At 43.4% G+C, this 21,688-nt stretch carries 19 protein-coding genes and 1 pseudogene; 6 read left to right on the top strand and 14 right to left on the bottom strand.

What is annotated here, in order from left to right; all coding sequences use genetic code 11:
• Positions 1 to 154 precede the first annotated feature (154 nt).
• From phnE to phnC, 3 genes are all read right to left on the bottom strand, one after another.
• Complete coding sequence (gene phnE / locus HEQ19_02765) at positions 155 to 985, bottom strand: phosphonate ABC transporter, permease protein PhnE (GenBank protein WYM03225.2); 831 nt, start codon at positions 983 to 985, stop codon at positions 155 to 157.
• Positions 986 to 1,581: 596 nt separating this feature from the next.
• Positions 1,582 to 2,595, bottom strand: a complete 1,014-nt coding sequence (phnD, locus tag HEQ19_02760) for a phosphonate ABC transporter substrate-binding protein (GenBank protein WYL98604.1) — start codon at positions 2,593 to 2,595, stop codon at positions 1,582 to 1,584.
• Positions 2,596 to 2,637: 42 nt separating this feature from the next.
• Positions 2,638 to 3,435, bottom strand: coding sequence for a phosphonate ABC transporter ATP-binding protein (phnC, locus tag HEQ19_02755; GenBank protein WYL98603.1), 798 nt, complete (start codon positions 3,433 to 3,435; stop codon positions 2,638 to 2,640).
• Between the two features lie 984 nt (positions 3,436 to 4,419).
• On the opposite strand from phnC, the gene HEQ19_02750 reads away from it, so the two are divergent.
• Complete coding sequence (locus HEQ19_02750; protein ID WYL98602.1) at positions 4,420 to 6,189, top strand: iron uptake porin; 1,770 nt, start codon at positions 4,420 to 4,422, stop codon at positions 6,187 to 6,189.
• A gap of 533 nt (positions 6,190 to 6,722) precedes the next feature.
• Here the strand turns inward: HEQ19_02750 and HEQ19_02745 are convergent.
• Complete coding sequence (locus HEQ19_02745; GenBank protein WYL98601.1) at positions 6,723 to 7,466, bottom strand: choice-of-anchor K domain-containing protein; 744 nt, start codon at positions 7,464 to 7,466, stop codon at positions 6,723 to 6,725.
• A gap of 236 nt (positions 7,467 to 7,702) precedes the next feature.
• Complete coding sequence (locus HEQ19_02740; protein WYL98600.1) at positions 7,703 to 8,371, bottom strand: DUF1614 domain-containing protein; 669 nt, start codon at positions 8,369 to 8,371, stop codon at positions 7,703 to 7,705.
• Positions 8,372 to 8,815: 444 nt separating this feature from the next.
• On the opposite strand from HEQ19_02740, the gene HEQ19_02735 reads away from it, so the two are divergent.
• The 3 genes from HEQ19_02735 (at position 8,816) to HEQ19_02725 (ending at position 10,553) form a co-directional block, all read left to right on the top strand.
• Entirely contained in the window at positions 8,816 to 9,010 is a 195-nt protein-coding gene (locus HEQ19_02735; GenBank protein WYL98599.1) for a hypothetical protein, read from the top strand.
• 177 nt (positions 9,011 to 9,187) lie between these two features.
• The gene (locus HEQ19_02730; protein ID WYL98598.1) at positions 9,188 to 10,327 is read left to right on the top strand and encodes an AI-2E family transporter; all 1,140 of its coding nucleotides are present in this window, start codon (positions 9,188 to 9,190) and stop codon (positions 10,325 to 10,327) included.
• Positions 10,328 to 10,373: 46 nt separating this feature from the next.
• Positions 10,374 to 10,553, top strand: coding sequence for a hypothetical protein (locus HEQ19_02725; protein WYL98597.1), 180 nt, complete (start codon positions 10,374 to 10,376; stop codon positions 10,551 to 10,553).
• 35 nt (positions 10,554 to 10,588) lie between these two features.
• Here the strand turns inward: HEQ19_02725 and HEQ19_02720 are convergent, their stop codons facing one another.
• On the bottom strand, positions 10,589 to 10,732 hold the full coding sequence (locus HEQ19_02720; GenBank protein ID WYL98596.1) for a hypothetical protein: 144 nt from the start codon (positions 10,730 to 10,732) through the stop codon (positions 10,589 to 10,591).
• Between the two features lie 15 nt (positions 10,733 to 10,747).
• On the opposite strand from HEQ19_02720, the gene HEQ19_02715 reads away from it, so the two are divergent.
• Entirely contained in the window at positions 10,748 to 11,917 is a 1,170-nt protein-coding gene (locus tag HEQ19_02715; protein WYL98595.1) for a homocysteine biosynthesis protein, read from the top strand.
• A gap of 402 nt (positions 11,918 to 12,319) precedes the next feature.
• On the opposite strand, the gene HEQ19_02710 is transcribed toward HEQ19_02715, so the two are convergent.
• Positions 12,320 to 13,342 (bottom strand): hypothetical protein, encoded by a 1,023-nt coding sequence (locus HEQ19_02710; protein ID WYL98594.1) that lies wholly within the window; start codon positions 13,340 to 13,342, stop codon positions 12,320 to 12,322.
• A gap of 380 nt (positions 13,343 to 13,722) precedes the next feature.
• Here HEQ19_02710 and HEQ19_02705 point away from each other — a divergent pair, with 380 nt between their 5' ends.
• Positions 13,723 to 14,613, top strand: a complete 891-nt coding sequence (locus HEQ19_02705) for a tetratricopeptide repeat protein (GenBank protein ID WYL98593.1) — start codon at positions 13,723 to 13,725, stop codon at positions 14,611 to 14,613.
• A 78-nt stretch (positions 14,614 to 14,691) separates the two neighbouring features.
• Here the strand turns inward: HEQ19_02705 and HEQ19_02700 are convergent, their stop codons facing one another.
• The 7 genes and pseudogenes from HEQ19_02700 to HEQ19_02670 all read right to left on the bottom strand — a co-directional run bounded on the left by HEQ19_02700 (position 14,692) and on the right by HEQ19_02670 (position 21,569).
• Positions 14,692 to 15,309 carry a TMEM165/GDT1 family protein gene (locus HEQ19_02700; protein WYL98592.1) on the bottom strand — a complete coding sequence of 206 codons (618 nt, stop codon included), beginning with the start codon at positions 15,307 to 15,309 and terminating at the stop codon, positions 14,692 to 14,694.
• A 287-nt stretch (positions 15,310 to 15,596) separates the two neighbouring features.
• A pseudogene (locus tag HEQ19_30630) lies at positions 15,597 to 15,803 on the bottom strand (hypothetical protein).
• Positions 15,804 to 16,095: 292 nt separating this feature from the next.
• Positions 16,096 to 16,548 (bottom strand): DUF29 domain-containing protein, encoded by a 453-nt coding sequence (locus tag HEQ19_02690; protein ID WYL98590.1) that lies wholly within the window; start codon positions 16,546 to 16,548, stop codon positions 16,096 to 16,098.
• A 145-nt stretch (positions 16,549 to 16,693) separates the two neighbouring features.
• Positions 16,694 to 17,251, bottom strand: coding sequence for a Uma2 family endonuclease (locus HEQ19_02685; GenBank protein ID WYL98589.1), 558 nt, complete (start codon positions 17,249 to 17,251; stop codon positions 16,694 to 16,696).
• A 122-nt stretch (positions 17,252 to 17,373) separates the two neighbouring features.
• Positions 17,374 to 19,101: a succinate dehydrogenase/fumarate reductase flavoprotein subunit gene (locus HEQ19_02680; protein WYL98588.1), complete on the bottom strand. Its 1,728-nt coding sequence runs from the start codon at positions 19,099 to 19,101 to the stop codon at positions 17,374 to 17,376.
• A 123-nt stretch (positions 19,102 to 19,224) separates the two neighbouring features.
• On the bottom strand, positions 19,225 to 19,542 hold the full coding sequence (locus tag HEQ19_02675) for a hypothetical protein (GenBank protein ID WYL98587.1): 318 nt from the start codon (positions 19,540 to 19,542) through the stop codon (positions 19,225 to 19,227).
• A gap of 383 nt (positions 19,543 to 19,925) precedes the next feature.
• Positions 19,926 to 21,569 carry a metallophosphoesterase family protein gene (locus tag HEQ19_02670; protein ID WYL98586.2) on the bottom strand — a complete coding sequence of 548 codons (1,644 nt, stop codon included), beginning with the start codon at positions 21,567 to 21,569 and terminating at the stop codon, positions 19,926 to 19,928.
• Positions 21,570 to 21,688 lie beyond the last annotated feature (119 nt).

Raw genomic sequence — 21,688 nt, 5'->3', positions numbered from 1 at the left:
TCTTTGCCAAACAGGTATTGTCTCATACTCGTGTAACAATTTGGAGGATTGGGGATAGAGAAAACTGTTCCCTATTGGAATTTGCTAATGTGACAACAATTGTGGCTAGAGGCGCAAGGCTTTGCACCCCTAGGAAAATTTTGTCTACAAAGGGTTAAATTAGCGACTTTCTCACCTTTGCCGATAGTAAATCTATAGTACCAGTAGCCAGGATTAAAATAATCAAAATTGCACAAACTTTTTGGTACTGAAAAGCCCCAAAACTCTGATACAAAGAAACCCCAATTCCCCCAGCACCCACAATTCCTAATACGGAAGCAGAACGGACATTCGACTCAAATCTATAGAGAGTAAAAGAAGTCCATAATGGCATAACTTGGGGGATTACGCCATATATAACTTCTTGAATCTTATTAGCACCTGTCGCCCTAATTCCTTCTACTTGACCTGGTTCAATTGATTCCACTGCTTCCGAAAACAGCTTACCTAAAATACCAGTCGTGTGGACGAATAAAGCTAACACTCCAGCAAATGGACCCAATCCTACAGCCACTACGAAGATAAGAGCAAAGACAATTTCGTTAATCGCCCGCATAGCATCTAAAATCCGGCGTGTGGGTTGAACAATCCAAATTGGACACATATTATTTGATGCCAATATAGACAAGGGAACAGCTACAAGCGCCGCAATTAATGTTCCCCAAATCCCCATTGATATTGTAATTATTGTTTCATCTAAATAATATTGCCAGTCACTGAAATCTGGCGCAAAATATGAACGAATATACTCTACCATATTGTCGCCACGAGACAACAGCGTCACCAAATTAATTTCGCTTTGAACATACGCAAAAATCAAGAGAGCAACCACAGCTAAAAGGAATAACACCCGACTGGTAGTCACAAGTTTTGCTTCGGCTGCTAACATCGCTACTACTGCAGGAGATGCGGTAGTATTATTTGAATGTTTGTCTAGTTTGTTCATTTGATGTCTTAGATAATTAATATGTTGAAGGATTTTGAGGTAAATAGACCATCTGATAAGGGCGCAAGGCCTTGCGCCCCTACGAGGGTTTGTGGTTATGGATAATTCATATGTTTGTTGAAGGTTTTTACGTAAATAGACCATCTGGTAAGGGCGCAAGGCTTTGCGCCCCTACGAGCGTTTGTGGTGATAGATCAATACAGTTCAGTTAAGGAAAATTGTCGTAGGGGCACGGCACGAATAAAATTGTCATTAGAAGAAAAAATTTTGGATGCCGTGCCCCTACAGTATATATCATTCTAGCCTAACATCCCTGTATTGGGTTATAGATCAATACAGTTCAGTTAAGGAAAATTGTCGTAGGGGCACGGCACGAATAAAATTGTCATTAGAAGAAAAAATTTTGGATGCCGTGCCCCTACAGTATATATCATTCGAGCCTAACATCCCTGTATTGGGTTATAGATAATTCATATGTTTGTTGAAGGTTTTCACCTAAATAGATCACGGGGTAAGGGCGCAAGTCCTTGGGGGTAGGGGCGCAAGGCCTTGCGCCCCTACGTGCGTTTGTGGTTATTACGTGAAAATTGCTGTAATTAACGTTTTTGAATTGCTCTGAGTTGCTGATTTAACTCAGCCAATTTCTTTTTATCTGCATCGCTCAAAGTTTCTTTGGCTTGCAAATCTAGAATTTTTTTAGCCAAATCTAATTCGCGAATGGGATTCCAAGTTTTGTCATTAGCTGGAACCAAAGCAGACCATTGTAGGGGTTCGAGAATTTTCTTATCTTTGAAACCGTAGAAGAAATTACGTAATTTCTTTTTCACATCTTCTGGTAAATCTTTGCGATACGCAATTGGATCACTAGGAATTATGGGTGATGTCCAGATGATTTCAATCTTCTTGCGAGCTTCAGAATTAGTTTTTTCTAGGCGCTCTAAAGACTCGTTATTGTTAGTAGCAACATCTATCTGATTATTCGCAACAGCCAGAGCAGTGGCTTCGTGGCTACCAGCAAAAATCAAACGCTTAAAGGCTTTTTTGGGATCGATATTGTTTTTTGCAAACACATAATAACTCGGCACCAAAAATCCGGATGTCGAGTTAGGTTCGTTGAAAGCAAAGGTCAATTTAGCGGCGTTATTCACCACATACTTATCACCACCTTGCTTTTTAGCAATGGCGGTAATGGGATTTTGTTTGTTGGCAATTAAATGAGCATAGTAGCCTCTTTTGCCATCAGAGCTTACAGTCTGAGCAAATGCTTCCGCATTGGCAATTTTTGCAGCTTCAATATAAGATTTGCCACCATACCAAGCTATTTGCACTTGATTAAAACGCATGGCTTCAATTACGCCTGCATATTGAGTAGCATAAAAAGCCTTGACGGGAATCCCAATTGATTTTGATAAAGCTGCAATGAAAGGTTCCCAAAGAGGTCTTTGATTAGCTTGAGATTCTGTGGAAATAATCCCAAAATTAAGTTCTTTCAAAGGTCCAGCCGCGTCTGCTGATTCCATCCAATTATCAGAAACAGCAGAGATTATTTGAGTACTTGCTAAAGAGCCGGCAAATAAAGAAGCTTGTTCCAAAAATAAGCGTCTTCTCATTGTTGATTCCTTGAGTAGTTGGTGGTTAGAAAACTTAGTTGTTTACCCCAGAAACTCCCCATGTCCTTTCATGACGAGTTCTTCTGCTGCTGTACCATAAAGTTCATTGAGTTTGGTATCATTGAGTTCGATGGTGCTACCATCAAACATCACTTCACCTGCTCTGAGCGCCACAGCACGGTTAAAGTAGCTACGCACCATTTGAATCTGGTGTAAGGAAGCTACTACTGTGATTCCGCTTTGTTGATTTAAATCAACCAGCAACTCCATGACTTTGCGTGCTGATTCTGGATCGAGGGAGGCTATAGGTTCATCTGCTAGGATGATTTTGGCTCCTTGAACTAGACAACGGGCGATCGCCACTCGTTGTTGTTGTCCGCCAGAAAGCATCGAAGCTCGCTTATAAGCCTGTTCTAAAATTCCCACTCTCTCTAATGCAGATAGAGCTTGAATTTTCTCTGCTTGAGTAAATAAATGAAACGCCGAACGTACCACAGACAATCGCGATAAGTTCCCGATGAGAACGTTTTCGATTACTGTTAGCCGATTCACTAAATTGAACTGTTGAAAAATACAGCCGATATGACTCCGCAAAGACCTGATTTTTGAGTGTAATTTCCCATCGCTCTGTAGATTACTCCCAAAAATTGCCACCGTTCCTGCATCCCCATTCTGCAAGCCATTGAGATGGCGTAGTAGTGTAGACTTACCCGAACCAGATGCACCTACTAGAGCAACCATCTCCCCTTCTGTAATTGTGCAGGATACGGACTTTAGAGCGGGTTTACCTTTGAAACTTTTGGATAAATTAGTAACTTGGATTGCAACTGTATTTGCCATCTTTTGACATTTAAATGTCTGGAATCCACTCTACAAGTCATTGGTTAATATATGACTAAGGTAAGGCTAATTTGTGATTTATATGTTAAATCATCAGCTTGATAAAAATACTTATATAGCACTTCCTATTCAGATGAGGTACAAAATTGTATCACGCGATGTAGGGGCACGGCACTGCCGTGCCCTTACCGATGTACCTCACTAGGGCGAGAAACGCTATAGGACAATACGGTTCAGTTAGAGCCAAAAACCTTAAACCACGTAGGTTGGGTTGAGGAACGTAGCTTGCTTGCTGTAGGCTAACCCAACATTTGCGGGGCTGTGTTGGGTTTCGTTCCTCAACCCAACCTACAATTTTCTACATCCGGGTTTTGTTTGGCATTACCTAGCCTAAGTATATTTCAAAAATCAAATATACCTTGTAGGGGCACGGCATCCAAAATCTTTTCTTCTAATGACAATTTTATTCGTGCCGTGCCCCTACGACAATTTTCCTTAACTGAACTGTATTGATCTGTAGGGGCGCAAAGCCTTGGTTCCCTAGATTTTTCACCTTGTTGAATGATCTGTAAGGGCGCAAAGCCTTGATACCCTACGCGCTATCCTCCTCACATAACCGAATAAAGCTGGGTGGATAAAATGCCTACTGCACAAGATTGGATACGCTAATTTTGAGTTAAAGAAAAAGTTATCATTTGATTTAAATGCAAATAAATAGATAAAATAAATTTTAATTTTTTCAGATGTTTTTAATACAACAACCACCCGATAGTGAATGCTGTTAAATTCAAATCTAGGAAGGTTGATTTTGCATTTTCGATTCCTAAAGAAGCCCACATATTATTGTCGAGTTGAGAGTTTAATCCACGGTTAACCGTATAGAAATGGTGCTTCTATCGGTGGATTTTAACACGGGTAATCGACATGTACTGTTGGATTGCTATCGCTTTGTCATTAACTAATTCCTGGTGTGAGGAGATATTCATGCATAAGTTTTGGTTGAATTCTTTGCTGTTCAGACCAGCAATTCTAGCTACCATGATGGTAGTTGCTATTCCTGCAATTGCGTCAGCTGAATCAGCCCCTACAAATTCTGATTCTATTGGACAACTGACTTCAGTTTCTCAACTTTCTGATGTTAAGCCTTCTGATTGGGCTTTCCAGTCTCTGCAATCTTTAGTAGAACGTTACGGCTGTATCGCAGGTTATCCTGATAAAACCTTCCGGGGTAATCGTGCTTTGACCCGCTACGAGTTTGCTGCTGGTTTGAATGCTTGTCTAGACCAAATCAATCAATTGATTGCTGTTGGTACCACTGACCTAGCTAAAAAAGAAGACCTCGAAACCATCAAAAGACTCCAAGAAGAGTACGCTGAAGAACTCTTAACTCTGCGCGGTCAAGTTGATGCTCTCGAAGCTCGTACTGCTACTCTAGAGTCTCAGCAATTCTCTACCACCACCAAACTGCGTGGTGAAGTTATCTTTGGAGTTGCTAGTCCTTTTGGTTCAGATCTAGCAACTAATTCTGACAACTGGAGAAGAATTAATGCAGCCCCTGCAGGTGCGGATCGGGATGCTGCTAAAGCTGCTATATTTGGGACACGAGGTTCTAAGCTTGATGATAATTTCATCCTTGCAGATCGCGTTCGTCTGAACTTTGACACCAGCTTCACTGGTCAAGACCGCTTGCGCGTCAGACTACAAGCTAGAAACATTACCCAATTTGATGGTGGAAGTACCACTACTGGCGCCACCAGACCTAACATCACCGGTACAAGCCAAACTCGTCTAGGCTTTGACGGAGATAGTATTAACAGCGTCAGCGCGTCAGTTGTGTCTTACCGCTTCCCCGTGAGCGACGCTACAACTGTACATGTAGGCGCATACGGTCTAGAATTCGTTGATGAAGTACCTACCCTGAGCCGCAACTTCGATTCCAGTGGTTCCGGTGCGGTGTCTCGTTTTGGACGTTACAACCCCATCTATCGTTCTACTGATTCAGGCACAGGTGTACTTGTTAACCACAAGTTTAATGATGCACTCACCCTGTCTGCAGGCTATCTTGTTCCAGATAATAATGCCAACGACCCCAGTGCTACCAAAGGACTGTTGAACGGTAGCTACTCATTACTCGGTCAATTGACCTATCAAGCAACACCACAATTGAGTTTGGCTGCGGCTTACAGCAATGCTTATTACAGCACTGGCTCTGGTATCACAGGCAGTACTGGTACTGGTTTTGCTAACAACCCATTCAACGGTGCCCGCACTTCTGCTAACAGCTACAGCTTGGCGGCAAATTACCGCTTGAATCCTAGCGTTCAAATTTCCGCTTGGGGTGGTTTCACCAAAGCCAACGCGGAAAGAACAGTTAATGCTGGTGTAGATACAACCAACACAAACAACTTGACTGGTGGCGCTGTTCAAGGTAACAAGGCAGAAATTTGGAACTGGGCTGTTCAGTTAGGCTTACCCGACTTCGGTGGCGAAGGTAACTTTGCTGGTATCGTCTTCGGCGTACCACCCCGCGTTGCTTCCAACGACTATTCTGCTACTACTGTTCCTTTCACTGCAACAACTCCTTCTCGTCGTCGCGACACAGATACCTCTTACCACTTAGAGGCTTTCTACAAATATAAGTTCAGCGACAACATCACCATTACTCCTGGTCTTATCACCATCTTCAATCCAGAAGGTAACAGCAACAACCCCGCCACCTATGTGGGCGTAGTTCGTACTACCTTCAGCTTCTAAGTCTTTCCTGAAAGTTTGTCATTTTTAACCTCTCACATCTTTAGACACGGTGGCTGTGTGCTGCCGTGTTTTTTTGTGTTTCTTGTAGGGTCGGACTCAATACTGCTCGGTTAAGGAAAATTGTCGTAGGGGCACGGCACGAATAAAATTGTCATTAGAAGAAAAGATTTTGGATATTGTCGTAGGGGCACGGCACGAATAAAATTGTCATTAGAAGAAAAGATTTTGGATATTGTCGTAGGGGCACGGCACGAATAAAATTGTCATTAGAAGAAAAGATTTTGGATATTGTCGTAGGGGCACGGCACGAATAAAATTGTCATTAGAAGAAAAGATTTTGGATATTGTCGTAGGGGCACGGCACGAATAAAATTGTCATTAGAAGAAAAGATTTTGGATATTGTCGTAGGGGCACGGCACGAATAAAATTGTCATTAGAAGAAAAGATTTTGGACGCCGTGCCCCTACAGTGTATATCATTCGCGCCTAACTGAACTGTATTGACTCATTACTCCTTACTCATTACTCCTTACTCATTTGCGAAAGACTTTGCGGTACACAAAATACATTCCTACCAGCAATGAAGCTGCAATAGTAGGAGGTTCAGGAACATTTTGTGATGGTGAATCTGGTCTAATTCTGGCATAAATATCTCTTGAATATGTATCTCCTTCCAAAGCGCTGATACGTTGATCGCCATTTTGACCAAAGCCTATTAGCTCAAATTTATATTTAGTCTTGCCAAAAATAAAACTGGAATTGGCGAAGCTGGGAGCAATTTCCACTAAATCTGCGTTTGTGGGATCTTTAAGATTGTCTTGTATAATGTTGGGTGTATTAATCAGGTTAAAGCCGATGGAAAAATCCTTATTTAACTGAATATTATTTGTAGTATCTTTGAAAGATAACTGGAGATTCAGCCCCACACGGTCTACGTTTGTGCCTGTGTAAACTATGCCGTTATAGTATTTTAAATCACCTACTTTAAACCAAGAGCCTGTTGTGGCTGAAAAAGAATTGCCTGTAAATGTAACTTGATTTGGTTGTGAATATGCTGGATTTATATCTACAGCAGCCTCTCCCCAGGTAAATGAGTTGGTTCCCACACCAGTATATAAGGGATCGGTATTGATACCTTGTGCAATGGGGTTTGCCCAAGTCCCACGGGTACTACCTGAAATGTTGAAAGCTTGTGCTTGTTCGGATAATCCAAAGCCAGCGATCGCCATCATCGCACAACTCGATAGTGTAGTAGTAAAGACCAAATATGCTTTCATTTTTATGCTTCAACTCCTACCCAGGAGCTTCTCTCACATAAGTAATAGCTTTATATTAGTAAATATACTTATCAATGCCAACGCTTCTTGGCAAGCTTTATCCAATCTTTAAACTCAAGTAAATCTTATCGATAATTTTACCAGTACACCCGTAAGGGCACGGCAATGCCGTGCCCCTACACCTAGCGATATAATCTTGTACCTCATCTGAATTAGAAGCGCTATAATGACAATTGTCAGCTTAATAACAGCGCAAATAAACCACACAAAGCAATACCATCAAACACACCAGCACCACCGATACTTAAAACCCCTGCACTCATTGCTTGAATGTCTTTAAGATGCAGCAAATCAGCGCCAATTAATGTACCGAGAACGCCACCGGCAAAGGCGACAGGTGCTGCATGGGGTGAGGCTATTAACATTGCAGATAAAGCGGCTGTGAGGGGTGCCAGTAACGGGTTCATTTGGATACCTATACCCGGAACTACCCGCGCTGCAAAGTAGCTGACAATGCTGACAATGGTTGTAACTAGCAAAATTGCTAAGGCATTTCCCTGAGTAAATTGGTATAATGCCAACAGCACTGGAATTAAGCCGCCACCGACATTTACAGCAATCACAGTCGAGCTATCCACTCTTGTTAAGGGAATACCCCGAAATTCTCTTGACCACAGCGAGGCGAATTCATCTACCAATTGGATAGGAGCTGCTAGGCGGTAGAGGGGTATATTGATAGTGCTAGTGAGAATTACCAGCACCAACAAGAAAAAGGCAATATTCGGAGAAAAACCCAACTTAGCCACGGCGATTTCCACCACATCTACTGCTACCGCAAACCAAATGAATGGTAGTAGTAGCAGCAACACCAGAAATAGTAGTAATGAAACTGGTAAGTAAATCATGGTGATGTATCAAGGGGATGGTATTTTTACTGTTGCCAAACACATCTAGAAGTCTTATATCCAGTCTGTTGAGAGACTTACGCAATTTTCATGCAATAACTACAGATCATCAAACAACGCCAACAACCCTGATTTTTCCGTGCGATGAGGGGTTAAACCCAGCATTCATCAGAGGTATCCGTTAAGGCTTTGCGCCCTGAACACGTGGTCTATTTACTTGACAAACCCTGTAATGAACCAGTAAATATGGTGTTTATGTTAAGTATTATGAAGCATTAAATTTAACAACCGATTAAGCATTGATGATCTTGTGATTGAGAGTGGCAGTTGTGAGACTAGAATATGGGATGCAAAGATTTGTGTTTGTAGGTCTATTCTAGAAACTAGATGGTGTACGCAAAATTCGTGTATACCCCACAAAACAATGTGTATTGCCGAACTTCTATGGAAAATCAGCTAGGATTGATTGTAAAAGTGCTTCTGCTTTCGACCGTGCTATCGGTCTTGATTAAGTATGCAGCCCCGATTTTACCGATTGCCGGGACAGCAACAAACGCGCTGATTCTGGTATTATTACCGTCAGTGATTATGGCGATCGCCTTAGCCTGGCGATTCCAAGCCCAAAAACAAAATTCATAAAAAACACCACCCCTTCTTGGGCATGGGGCTTGGGGCATGGGAAAATGGGGCATAGGAAGATGGGGTGATGGAAGAATACAAATTATCAATGCCCAATGCCCAATGCCCTATACCCAATGACCAATCCCTCTCTCGGAGTTTTAAAATCTCGTTTTGCCAACATCTGGGAGTAAGCTTGTGAACCTAGGTCAATGGATCGGCTTAATCGCCATAGTTCTTTCCTTATACATCTTGTGGCAAATTCGAGATGTACTATTGCTCATGTTTGCTGCAGTTGTCTTAGCGACAACCTTAAATCGACTAGCGCGATACTTCCAGCGTTTGGGAATGAAGCGTGGATTCGCCGTCTTCCTGTCGGTGGCTATCTTTTTTGCTGGTATCGTCGGTTTTTTCTGGTTGATTGTCCCGCCTTTCACACAGCAATTTCAAGAGCTAACTGACCGAGTTCCCCAAGGTTTTCAGCGCTTCAATACTTGGCTAGATATGCTGAAAACTCTAGTTCCTAGTCAGTTGAGTCCTTTTATACCCGACTTTAACAGTCTCAGCGAACAAGCACAACCATTCGTCAATAAACTACTGGGAAACTCTTTCGCTTTTGTCTCTGGCTCCTTAGAAGTTGTCGTTAAAGTTTTACTAGTGCTGGTGTTAACAGCGATGTTATTAGCCGACCCGCACGCCTACCGTAAAGTATTTGTGCGGCTATTTCCCTCATTTTATCGCCGGCGAGTGGATGGAATTTTGGACAAATGCGAAGACTCTTTGGAGGGGTGGATTACAGGTGCAGGCTTTGCTGTTTTTGTCGTGGGACTGATGAGTTTGATTGGCTTGTCAATATTGCATGTGAAAGCAGCTTTAGCACTAGCAGTTTTGGCGGGATTTATGAACTTAATTCCCAACCTTGGACCTACCATGAGTGTAGTTCCAGCATTGGCGATCGCTCTATTAGATGACCCCTGGAAATGCCTTGCTGTTTTAATTCTCTACATTTTTATTCAACAGGTTGAAACCAATTTCATCACGCCGATTGTGATGGCGCATCAAGTTTCACTGCTACCAGCAATCACTTTAATTGCCCAGCTATTTTTTGTGACTTTCTTCGGCTTTTTAGGATTATTATTAGCCTTACCATTAACCGTTGTTGCTAAAATTTGGTTACAAGAAGTTTTAATTAAAGATGTTTTAGATGAATGGGGACATAGCCATACAAAAGAGGCTGAGTTGGTGATAGTTTCTGAATCCTCTGCAGGGGATGAAAAGATTGATAGTTTGCGCTTAGAAACTCCTGCTAGTGATGATAATTACAGCAATTTTCATTGATTTGAACCACAGATCCTCGTAGGGGCGCAAGGCCTTGCGCCCCTACATGGCTACAAATGGTGATGAATTTGTCTTTTTGAAACTCACTCCTCAAGAAACTCCACTGTATGACATATCACGGACATTTTCTCTATTTCCCCGACGACATGAGTTAGCTGAAGTGTTGCGAATCCTCAAGCGATTGGGACAATCTGTACTGACGCACCCTACCCTATCGGCTAACTGAGCAGTTTTCTTTATTTATAGCAACCGCCAAAGTGCTTAGGACATTAACTGATGATAAAACCTAGACACAATCAGACTTGTAACCCAGTCCCCAGCGATGCACTGAGCTTGCCGAAGTGTCCCCAGTCCCCAGTCCCCTGCTATACTTGGTAGCCAAGCACCCCATAATGAATATGTCAAGTCGCTACGTTGAAAATGCGAACTATTGCCGAAATTAACGATAAAATCAACCGTAAACGTGCGGTGGTTTTGACATCTGAAGAATTAAAGACACGAGTAGCAGCAGTTGGTGTTACCAAAGCCGCTAAGGACGTTGATGTAATTACCACGGGCACCTTTGAGCCGATGGAATCAAGTGGTGCAATTATTAACCTGGGACATACTGACCCGCCAATCAAAATTCGCCGCTGTTGGTTAGATGGTGTGCCAGCCTACTCAGGTTTTGGTGCTGTAGATTTATACCTTGGTGCTAGTTGTGGTGTGGAGGTGATGGAAGGGGAAGAAATCCGGGAACGCGGCGGTGGTCATGTGATTGAAGATTTGATCGCTGGTAAGGCTGTACCAGTAAAAGCCCAGGGACAAGTTACAGATTGTTACCCAAGGGCAGCATTTGAAACGACAATTACCCGTGAAACGATCAATCAGTTTTATTTATTCAATCCGCGTAATTTGTACCAAAATTTTATTGTGGGGGTGAATGGAGGCGATCGCCCACTTTTCACTTATCTGGGACCTTTACAACCGCGTCTCGGAAATGCTGTCTACTCAAACCCTGGTGCAATTTCCCCTTTATTCAACGATCCTGATTTGCAACTTGTTGGCATTGGCACGCGGATTTTTTTAGGCGGTGGTATTGGTTATATTGCCTGGGAAGGTACTCAGCACAACCCCTTACAAAAGCGTTTACCCAATCATACCCCAATTGGACCGGCTGCCACTTTAGCTTTAATTGGTGATGCGAAGCTCATGGATGCTCGTTGGGTGCGGGGTTGTTACTTCAAAAGTTATGGTCCTTCGTTGATGTTGGGGGTAGGTATACCATTCCCCGTCTTAAATGAAGAAGTAGTTGAACGTTGTGCTGTGCAAGATCAAGATTTAGTAGCGCCAATCGTGGATTTTTCGATTCCTCGGCGCGTGCGTCCCACCTTTGGGTTGGTGAGTTACGCCCAACTCAAATCTGGGCGCATCACCATTGAGGGTAAAGCAGTGCGGGTTGCTCCCCTAGCCAGTATGTTTCTTTCTCGCCAAGTCGCGTTAGAGTTAAAACAGTGGATAGAAGCAGGCTTATTTACCCTCACAGAATCAGTTTCCCCAATTCCAATGGAGCGCTCTTTTGTACCCCAAGACCGTTGGATGGATTTGTGATACTGGGGATTAGGGATTGGGGATTAGGGATTGGGGCGTGTTTTCAAACTATTTGTTTAGCCGGATAAATTTTTAGATACCCCTAAATCCACACGATATGATACCAGCTGTAGGGGCACGGCATTGCCGTGCCCCTACGTGAAATCTACATGTGTCAGCGTTTTAGTGGTATTGTATAAGACTTTGAAAACACGCCCTAGAGATTAGGGATTGGGGATTGGGGATTGGGGAGAATCATTCCAAACTCCTAACTCCTAATTCCTAATACCATTTCACCAAAACTCTGATACATATAGATTTCCCGTAAGGGCACGGCAATGCCGTGCCCCTACCAACGTATTTGTATCATACTTGAAGTGAAACGGTATAACTCCTAACTCCTAACTCCTATTCCCTATTCCCTTACTCTGCGGGTGGTTTGGGCTTTTTAATCGGTTTAGGAGCGGGGTTTTTTGGTATAGGTTTTGACACCGCTGAGGGGTCGCCGCCTGTTTTTTTGATGGGACGTGGGGTTTCTCCAGTGCGTCTGGGGGGGAATGGTTTTCTACCACCAGCACCGCCAGCACCGCGAGGACCACCACCGCCTCTGAAGGGTGGTTTGCGTTTTTTGGGTAAGTCAGCGATCGCCTCAGCATTTTCTACTATTAATACATCACCTTCTCGCTTGACTTGGAAGTCCCAAAATTTCCCCACTGCTTTGGTCGTTAGCACGCCCCGCAGTTTCAACTTAAAATACTTGGATTTGTCCGTTGGTTTACGTGGAGCCTGTTTGATTTTGACTACCAAGTTCTTGGTATCAAAAGACTGATAAACTACTTCACCACGAACGGAAAAACCACCATCAGGAATTTCTGAAGAGGGTTTGAGGTTATTTGTAGTTGGTGAGGATCTGTTAACTACATCACCGGGTCTGATTAATGCTTCTGGTTTTGACTGTAGCTCATCCTCATCTGTCGGATTTTTCGCCAGTTTTTCTGGCTCCCAAACCCCTACAATTTGGATGTGTAAGGTGTCATTTTCCTGTCGGGTGCGGGGATAAACGACCCACAGATGTTCTTTTTCTAAGTCCAAGTGATTTTTGACTAAACTCATAATCCGCCCTAGGAGAACGGAATTGAGTCCTACGCCATCTGCGGTCAGTAAGGTTCCTTGAGTAAATTGTTCCTCACTGGCTTGGTAGCGACCCCGGACTAACCCAATGGCTCGATACTGCGTCGGTTCGCTGGGAGGTGGAATCGGTTGTTGCCGATTGGCGAAGTTCCCATCATCAGCAGTCTCGCTAGGGTGATCGGGGGGATTCTCAATAATAGAGTCCTCGGCTGCTGGTATTTCAACAATAGTGGCTACCTCTATTTGAGTTTGGTCTTGAACAGAGGTACAAGAAGAGTCGGGAGATTCAGGTGACGGCATCAGGTCGGAAGTCATAAAAACTCCTTGCGGCGGAGACACATCCCATTGAGGGATTTTAGTAGGGCAGCTGAAAAGAGCGTTTGTGGAGAGTCATGAAAGTTATTTGCTTTCTACCCAGTCACAAGCGATCGCTCTATATAAGATTGTAAAGGCGCAAAATTTTGCGTTTGTACACTAAATAAGTAATTTAGCGTCTTTACACTGGTTTCGGAAGCATATCATAGTTATAATTCTGACGGCTCCTCCTAAAGTCATCACTTACTTTAGCAGTGTGAATAGTTATTTGTTATAAAATTCACAGGTATTTGGTAGTATTCCGCAAAGTTTTGGAAATTGTTAATTTTCTAATTTATGTGAATGTTACTGTCGTTAGAGTTCAATCTAAGGAAGGTTTTGTGTCTCAACCGCGCAATCGCTGGATGGTTCAGGTCGTGTTGGCACTTGCAGTTGTTGCTTTTGTCGGGGTTTCGCTAGTTCCGATTATTGAGGCTTTTAATAATCCCCAGCCCTCAACTCAGAATACCGCCAGCACCAGAGGCAGTTTACCTTCCTCTGAGCAAAAATCAAAATTGCAAGATGAAGTCCGGGGTTATGAACTGGTTTTGCAACGGGAACCGGAAAACCAAACCGCTCTCAAGGGTCTTTTACAGGCACGACTACAACTTTTGAGTCAAAAACAAGGTGACATTCAAGGAGTCATTGAACCGTTAGAAAAGCTCGCCAAGTTGAACCCAGAACAGACAGAATACGCTGTACTCCTGGCTCAAGCAAAACAGCAAATTGGTGATAAGGAAGGTGCAGCCCAAGCTTATCGCACTGTTTTGGCAAGCAACCCAGGCGACCTCAAGGCTTTACAAGGTATGGTGACTCTGCTTTTAAATCAGCAACGTCCCGAAGCTGCTATTGGCTTATTACAAGATACTCTGTCCGCTTCCACTCAAGCAAATAAAGTTCAACCTGGCAGTGTGGATACCATCGCTGTACAGGTGTTATTGGGAACAGTTCATGCATCCCAGAAACGCTACACTGAGGCTTTCTCTGTCTACGACCAAGCAATTTTGAAAGATCCTCAGGATTTTCGCCCAGTTTTAGCCAAGGCGTTGCTATTGAAGCAAGAAGGTAAAGCCGCAGAAGCAAAACCTTTGTTTGATAGCGCCTCGGCTTTAGCACCTGCTCAATATAAAGACGAAATTAATAAAGCAGCAACTGTTTCCCCCACTCCTAGTAGTACTACTGCTCCGAGTGCAGCCCCCGCACCCTCAGCGGAAACTAAACCTAAGCCATGAGCGGCTGTGGGTATTTGATCAGCAGCAGGGGGAACATCAGTTAACAGTTAACAGTTAACTGTTTTCTCCCCCATTTCCTCACGCTCCTTGAATTGCAGCCACGACACCAAAGATGAGAAATAAGCAGCCGCCAATAAAGGTAATTTGACGTTCAGAGATGCGTCCGGCTATCATTTTGCCACCAATAACGGCGATCGCTGCACAAATGGCGTGTCCTAAAACAGCACCTACTGTCACCCCAATCGGATTATTGCCGGCGGCTAAGGCGATGGTGGCAATTTGTGTGCGATCGCCCCATTCGGCGATAAATGTCAAGACAAAGGCTTTGATAATAATTTTCCAGGAGCTTTTATGGTTTGTTAGTTCTGAATCTGCTTCTTCTACCGCTGCTTTTGCCTCTTGTGCTACTTCTCCATTATTTGCAGAGGACATTTTGCTAGCATCGTACAGCAACTTGATACCAAAGGCAATAAACAAAGCTATTTCGGCGTAATGAATGTAGATTTTGGGCAATAAAGACACCAATTGTCCAAATATCACCGAAAGAATTGTCATCGCAGCTAAGGCGGCTGTCACACCGATAAACACCAATCGCCGCGAGTGACGCATTGCCAAAATCACAGCGATAAAAAAGGTTTTATCGCCTAGCTCTGAAACTGTAATCAGTAATAAACCTGCTGTAAAAGCTGTTAACACTCTCTCAAGCTCCTGAAGGATTTTTTCCTGTGTGAAGCTTGATGAAAGCCAAAAGACCTCACCGAGCTTCACACATTTTCTTTTGTGTGAACTCAGTGAAGGTCTCGCTCTCAAATATTAATTATTTGCTACCTGAACCAGGGCTTTATCGCCCAGTATGTTGATTCAGATGCGCTGGCATTGTAATCTTTACTTACTACCAGCTAGCTACTCCCCTTCTACGTGGAATTAATTATACCTTTGTCACAGGTGAAAGTCAAGGGGGATGAGGGAGATTTTATTTTTCACTACGCCCTTACTGAAAACGGATAATCTGTATATCCTTTCTCAAAACCGCAGTTCTCGACTGAATCATCGCAGGGATTTGCATAAAATGTCGCTGGATCGGCTTGATTAAGGGGCGCATCTAAGCGGAAACGCTCCGGTAAATCTGGGTTAGCTATGAACAAACTACCGAAGGAAACCAAATCAGCATTGTCCTCGGCTAAGACAGCAGTTGCAGTTTCTTTGGTATAGTAAGTTGCATTCAGGGTAGTTGGCACCCTCTTTTGTCCACCACCAGCACGGCTACGGGTCATGGGTGCCATGATAATCCGATTACCCAGCGTCAGAGCGCCGAGTTCAAATGGTGTAAAAAGGTTGATTGTTTCGTTCATTTGTAGATGACTTCCTAATTATGACGAGAATGCAAACTGAATATTGTAAAATATTTTGATAACGTTTACGAAACTCATGGGGATGGGAAACCATAATTGATGAAAATTGAGTGAGTTCCTTCTGGGTGATTTAGATCGGTAAAAACTCATCATCTGTTACTTTTGATAACTCGTAAGGAGAGATTACAGGAAATGATTCTAAGGGTAAACCTGTTTCCGCTTTTGCTTGCTTAACCGCTTGGGTATAACACTCAGCAAAGATATTCTCAAGATAGGGCTTCAAACTAGGCGAATCATCCAGAGCTTCTTTAACACGTCTTCGATGTTCTATAATACTTCCTTCCCAGCTACCGCTTCTTTTTTCAGGTTGAAATTGCCATTTGAGCAAATGCACCAGAATGACGATGAAGTTACTTTTCAGGCTTTTGCGTTCACTCCTTCCCATATCGGTAATTTCTTCTATTAAGTTTTCCCAGTCCACATTTTTATAGTCCTGACTTTGCAATTTTTTAATGGTGATTTCTATCCATTGCAAGTAGTCAGTTTCATATAGGGTTGGGGAATTTGCCTTTTGGGAAGACATGGCTATTTCCATAGGGAATGTTTAGATAGTCTTGAGCATATTTTTATTATTGTAGTCTGACAAAGTGCGTAGATGCATCCATTCCACAATCACCTCATTCATCTGTAACATTAAGGAAAGGCATAAGTTCTAATAACGTGAAAAGTTAGAAATTCAACCAGCCAAAAACCTGTTCAACTGTCAGTTCCAACTCAAGACCATTAAGTATTGGTAACTGAGAAGTACCCTCATACAATTCCACCCGCTGTCCAGGAAACACCGCCAAAATACTTTCCGTTTCTGGGTCCATCAACCAGCCTAATTCAGTGCCATTGCGGGAACAATATAACAAGTTACCAAGTACTTTTGTGTGTCTTTGACCGGGAGATAAAATTTCAATCGCCCAGTCAGGATGAACCTCAAAACGATTAGCAATTCTCCCGTTTGCACTTTTAGGAATTCTTTCCCAACGAAACACAGCTACATCAGGGATGATAGAATTACCGCCAAAGGTACAACGCAATTCAGGAAAAGCGTAAGCAATCTTTTGTGTTTCACCTATTTGGTTAATCCCGGTGCAAAATTTAATCTGTAGTCTACTATGTTCACCTTGTGGCATAGGTTTCTGAATAATTTCTCCATTAATAAATTCTGATGCTGGTTTAGTCTCTGGCTGTTGCAGAAAATCTTCTAAGCTTAATTTGGGTTGACTGGCTATAGTCATAGGTTAATTATCTAGGGTTATGGTGCATGACGCATGAAAAGATAGAGGGATGAGGGAAATAGGGGGTGATGGTAGAAGAGGAAGCAATTGTTTCAATCCCCAATCCCTAATCCTTCCCGATTTTAATACTTGCGCTCCTGTGGCTCAAACATATTAATCACCACTGGGCGATATTGAATATCAATTCCTGCAGGTGAATAATAAGCCATTGTGTGCTTCAAGAAATTACCATCATCTCTGTGGGAATAATCTTCTCGAAAGTGGGCGCCGCGACTTTCTTGACGATTTAAAGCTGAGGCTAATATTGTCTGTCCAACTACCATCAGACTCCGCAATTCTAAAGCTTCAACTAGTTCTGTATTCCAGCAAGTTCCTTTGTCATCTAAATAAATTTGTGGATATTGCTGTTGTATTTCTGCTAGCTTCTGCAAACCCTCACTCATTAACGCCTCGGTGCGAAAAACGCCACAATACTCAGTCATGCAATCTTGGAAGGCTTGACGCACTTGGTTAATGCGGTATTTTCCTGGCTGTTCGAGCAAGGCTTGGATTTGTTGTTGGGCTTCGTTGATATAAAGTTGCTCATCGACGGTGGGTAACTTGCGATTTTGGACAAAATGTGCTACTGAAGCCCCGGTTCGCCTACCATAAACGACACATTCCAGCAGAGAGTTACTACCCAGACGATTGGCACCGTGAACAGAGACACAAGCTGTTTCCCCAGCGGCAAAAAAGGCTTCAACTAAGCCCTCACCACTACTGCGGACTTGTCCATCGGTGTTGACTGGGATACCACCCATGCAATAATGATTTGTGGGGCGGACGGGCATAGGTTGAGTTACCGCGTCAACGCCGACGAGGCGGTGTGCTTCCTCCCAGCAGAAGGGAACGCGGCTCATAATTTTTTCTTTGCCCATGTGGCGCAAATCCAGGTAGACAAAGGGACCGCCTGCGCTACCATCGGGATGGACACCACGACCGGCGCGGATTTCGTAGGCGATCGCCCGTGAGGTAATATCACGAGGAGCCAGTTCCATGCGGCTGGGTGCGTAGTTCGCCATAAAGCGATCGCCTTCGCTATTAATTAAATATGCTCCCTCGCCCCGTACCGCCTCGGAAATCAGCACTCCGACTGGGTATAAACCAGTGGGGTGAAACTGGACAAATTCCATATCTTCCAGAGGTAGTCCGGCGATCGCCGTCATTGCCAAACCATCACCAGTAGAAGCATAATCATTGGATGTGGTGTTATAAACGCGACCATAGCCCCCCGTGGCAAACATCACCGCCTTTGCCCTGAGTACCTCAATATGTCCATCCAACAGGCTGAACATCACCACACCTTTCGCCTGACCTGCTTCTAAAATCAGGCGCATTACGTACCATTCTTGGTAGATTTGCACACCATAGCGCCGCAGATTGCTGACCAATTCGTGCAAAATCGCGTGACCAGTTTTATCAGCGGCGTAGCAGGTGCGGTTGTGGGAATGTCCACCAAAAGCCCGTTGGGCAATGCGACCATCGCTTAAGCGCGAGAATAAAACGCCCATGTGTTCCAGGTCAATCACCACATCCGGCGCTTCCTGGGTGAGAATTGCCACAGCATCTTGGTCTGCCAAATAATCAGAACCCTTGACAGTATCAAACGCATGTGCTTCCCAACTATCTTCTGGGTCAACATTTTTCAGCGACGCCGCCATCCCACCTTGAGCAGCGACTGAGTGAGAACGAATCGGGTGAGTTTTGGCAACCACAGCCACATTTAAACTGGGGTCAATGCGGGCAATTTCCACAGCCGCACGACATCCAGCTAAACCGCCCCCAACTATAATTACATCATGTTCCAGCATAATTTACTAGCACCTGAGTGCAAAAAACTCCCTGCACATTCAATTTTAGATTTTGAATTAGGGATTGGGGATTGGGGATTGGGGATTGGGGATTGGGGATTGGGGATTGGGGTCCCCCATTCTTCAACTGGTTGCTTGTATAGGTCTTTGCTCAGAAACATTACCAGGTATAGGTTCAGTCTTTGTTCCTGGCTCTACCGCAGTCACTTCAATGTGATTTAACAACGTGGTGACGAACGCAAACAGCAAGAAAGGCAAGGATAGCAGAACGACAAGCCCCACCGTAACTAAAGCATACACTGGTCGTCTGGCACCCATCAACGCCAAGGCTGAGGCCAAACTGACTACAATTGTGATTAACCAAACAATTATTTGACCGTAGATATCACCAAAAGTTAGGGTACAGACAAACCGATAGTTTTGAAGATTATTTCTGCTCATCACATTTGCCTCAATTGTTTCCTATAAGTTCTACGTTAAAGCTATGTTTGGCTTGTAGACAATTTCTAAATATTTTTGAAAGTTTTGTAACATCACTTCATAATTGACATAATTTTTTATTAGGGGTTGGTATTGCTGGGCTATTGTTTATAGCGCTTCCCATTCAAATGAAGTACAAAATCATATCACGCTGTGTAGGGGCACGGCAGTGCCGTGCCCTTACCGATGTACCTCACGCTTGTCGATAAATGCTATATAATTTTTCAGCGGTGAGATATATTTTCAGGTAAATATACCACGGGGTAGGGGCACGGCAATGTTCCCTACAGGACGCACTCGCGTTTGCGTGAGATAAAAATCATCCCATCAATCAGCAACGCAAACTATTTTAATTTAAATTCATCAAACTTAATAACCTCAGATTCCGGTTTGCGGGTATCAAAACGATAGCTGCTTATCGTCCCTGTTCCGGTGTCAAAGATACTAAAAACAGTGATGTTATTACTAGCAATATACGGCATTGGCTGACCATCTTCACCCAACAAAGGCGCAATTGTGGGAACTACTGGCTGCAAACCATTAGGATCACCAAGTGGAGTATAATTTTCTTGATATCCAATTGGCACTTGTCGCTTTTTATTACCCCAAGCTGCACCATAAGAATTGCCGACATTAGATGTTTCGAGAAAATGCATTCCACCTTCACTCACAAAGCGGTTCCATAAATGGGAATGTCCATACAATACGAATTGTACATTCGCCGCTTCAAGCATTGGCATAACATCGCGAATCAGATAATCTGCATCCTTGGGATACTCGTAACGCACAGCTTGAATATTACCATCATTATCCCGTTCAATTATTTGCACCGGGTCGGTGTAAGCTGGGACAATATTATCTCCCAAAGTATGGGGTGGATGATGGAACATCACTACTTTATATTTTGCTTGCTGAAACTCAGGACTTTTAAGTTCTTGCTCTAGCCAATTATACTGCTGACTACCTTTAGCAATTGGCTCAAAAATCATCTGACCATAACCCCAATTTTCCGGGTTGTTTAAATCTTTTTCAGCTTCGCGATATCTCCCCCTAGCCATTGCATCTAAATTGGGAGTCCGCCACATATTTGTAGCGTACAGTACGACCAAACGCACATCACCAAAACTGACTGCATAATACCTTTTTCCACCCTCTTTAGTTGTTGGTAGGGTAAAAATTTCTTCGTAGGTATCGGTATTAAAGGAATTATCTTTTAAAGATTTACCGCTATATAATCTTTGAGCGATCGCACGGGGAATAGCATCATTAAATTCATCATCTAAACTTTCTTTCCTCGCGAACCTTCCCATGACTTCATGATTACCAATAGCAGGAAACATTGGCGCATGTTGAATTATTTGCCCGCCAGAATAAAATGTTTTAACACCGTTGTGGTCAATAGCATATTTAGCGCGACCTTGCAAACCGGGAAATAATGCACCACCGCGATTATCATCAAACCATTCACTGGCGCGGTCTGGAATATTAATTAAATCACCAGCAAACAAAACTGCATCCACTCGTCCCACTGTCTGGACCACCTTTTGGAGATTTGCTGCTGTCATCGGCTTGAGTTGATGGTCAGAGGTCAGTAAAATTTTCAATGGCGTACCCGGTTCTGGGTTAGGCGCGAGGGTAAAAACATCACTGCTGACACTCTGTCCATCTTCCCGCACACTCGTAACGCGATAATTCACCCGCACACCAGGAGTTAAGCCAGTCACCTCAGCTTCATGTCGCCAAATGTCACGCTTTACGGGTTGTTGATCAACTTGCCCATTTTCTGTCTGATTGGCTACATATGATTTCTGATCTTCTCTTGTGCGACTGAGTTTATTAGTGCTTGCCCAGCGGTTTTTTTCTAGATTTTCTCCATAGTTGACTATGTGTTTATTACCATCAAACTCTGTAAACCATACTACTCGTACTGATGTTGCCGTTGGCAATTGCAAAAATGGGTCTGTCAGTAATTGAGGTGCTGATGTCATAATTGTTCGCCCCAATGAACGCACGCTTACTAGGGTAAAGCATATAACCAGCAGAAGTACTAAGAGTGGTGTTTTAAATTTATTCTCCCTCATCCCCAATGCCCAATCCCTAGAGTGAA

The organism is Gloeotrichia echinulata CP02 (assembly GCA_038087035.1).
GTDB lineage: Bacteria > Cyanobacteriota > Cyanobacteriia > Cyanobacteriales > Nostocaceae > Gloeotrichia > Gloeotrichia echinulata.
Note: the sequence above shows the minus strand (reverse complement) of the source record. Positions and strands in the feature narration are given on the sequence as shown.

Coding starts and splice junctions, on each gene's coding strand:
- phnE (WYM03225.2), bottom strand. CDS start 985: ATGAACAAACTAGACAAACATTCAAATAATACTACCGCATCTCCTGCA.
- phnD (WYL98604.1), bottom strand. CDS start 2,595: ATGAGAAGACGCTTATTTTTGGAACAAGCTTCTTTATTTGCCGGCTCT.
- phnC (WYL98603.1), bottom strand. CDS start 3,435: ATGGCAAATACAGTTGCAATCCAAGTTACTAATTTATCCAAAAGTTTC.
- HEQ19_02750 (WYL98602.1), top strand. CDS start 4,420: ATGCATAAGTTTTGGTTGAATTCTTTGCTGTTCAGACCAGCAATTCTA.
- HEQ19_02745 (WYL98601.1), bottom strand. CDS start 7,466: ATGAAAGCATATTTGGTCTTTACTACTACACTATCGAGTTGTGCGATG.
- HEQ19_02740 (WYL98600.1), bottom strand. CDS start 8,371: ATGATTTACTTACCAGTTTCATTACTACTATTTCTGGTGTTGCTGCTA.
- HEQ19_02735 (WYL98599.1), top strand. CDS start 8,816: ATGGAAAATCAGCTAGGATTGATTGTAAAAGTGCTTCTGCTTTCGACC.
- HEQ19_02725 (WYL98597.1), top strand. CDS start 10,374: ATGGCTACAAATGGTGATGAATTTGTCTTTTTGAAACTCACTCCTCAA.
- HEQ19_02715 (WYL98595.1), top strand. CDS start 10,748: ATGCGAACTATTGCCGAAATTAACGATAAAATCAACCGTAAACGTGCG.
- HEQ19_02710 (WYL98594.1), bottom strand. CDS start 13,342: ATGACTTCCGACCTGATGCCGTCACCTGAATCTCCCGACTCTTCTTGT.
- HEQ19_02690 (WYL98590.1), bottom strand. CDS start 16,548: ATGTCTTCCCAAAAGGCAAATTCCCCAACCCTATATGAAACTGACTAC.
- HEQ19_02685 (WYL98589.1), bottom strand. CDS start 17,251: ATGACTATAGCCAGTCAACCCAAATTAAGCTTAGAAGATTTTCTGCAA.
- HEQ19_02680 (WYL98588.1), bottom strand. CDS start 19,101: ATGCTGGAACATGATGTAATTATAGTTGGGGGCGGTTTAGCTGGATGT.
- HEQ19_02675 (WYL98587.1), bottom strand. CDS start 19,542: ATGAGCAGAAATAATCTTCAAAACTATCGGTTTGTCTGTACCCTAACT.
- HEQ19_02670 (WYL98586.2), bottom strand. CDS start 21,569: ATGACATCAGCACCTCAATTACTGACAGACCCATTTTTGCAATTGCCA.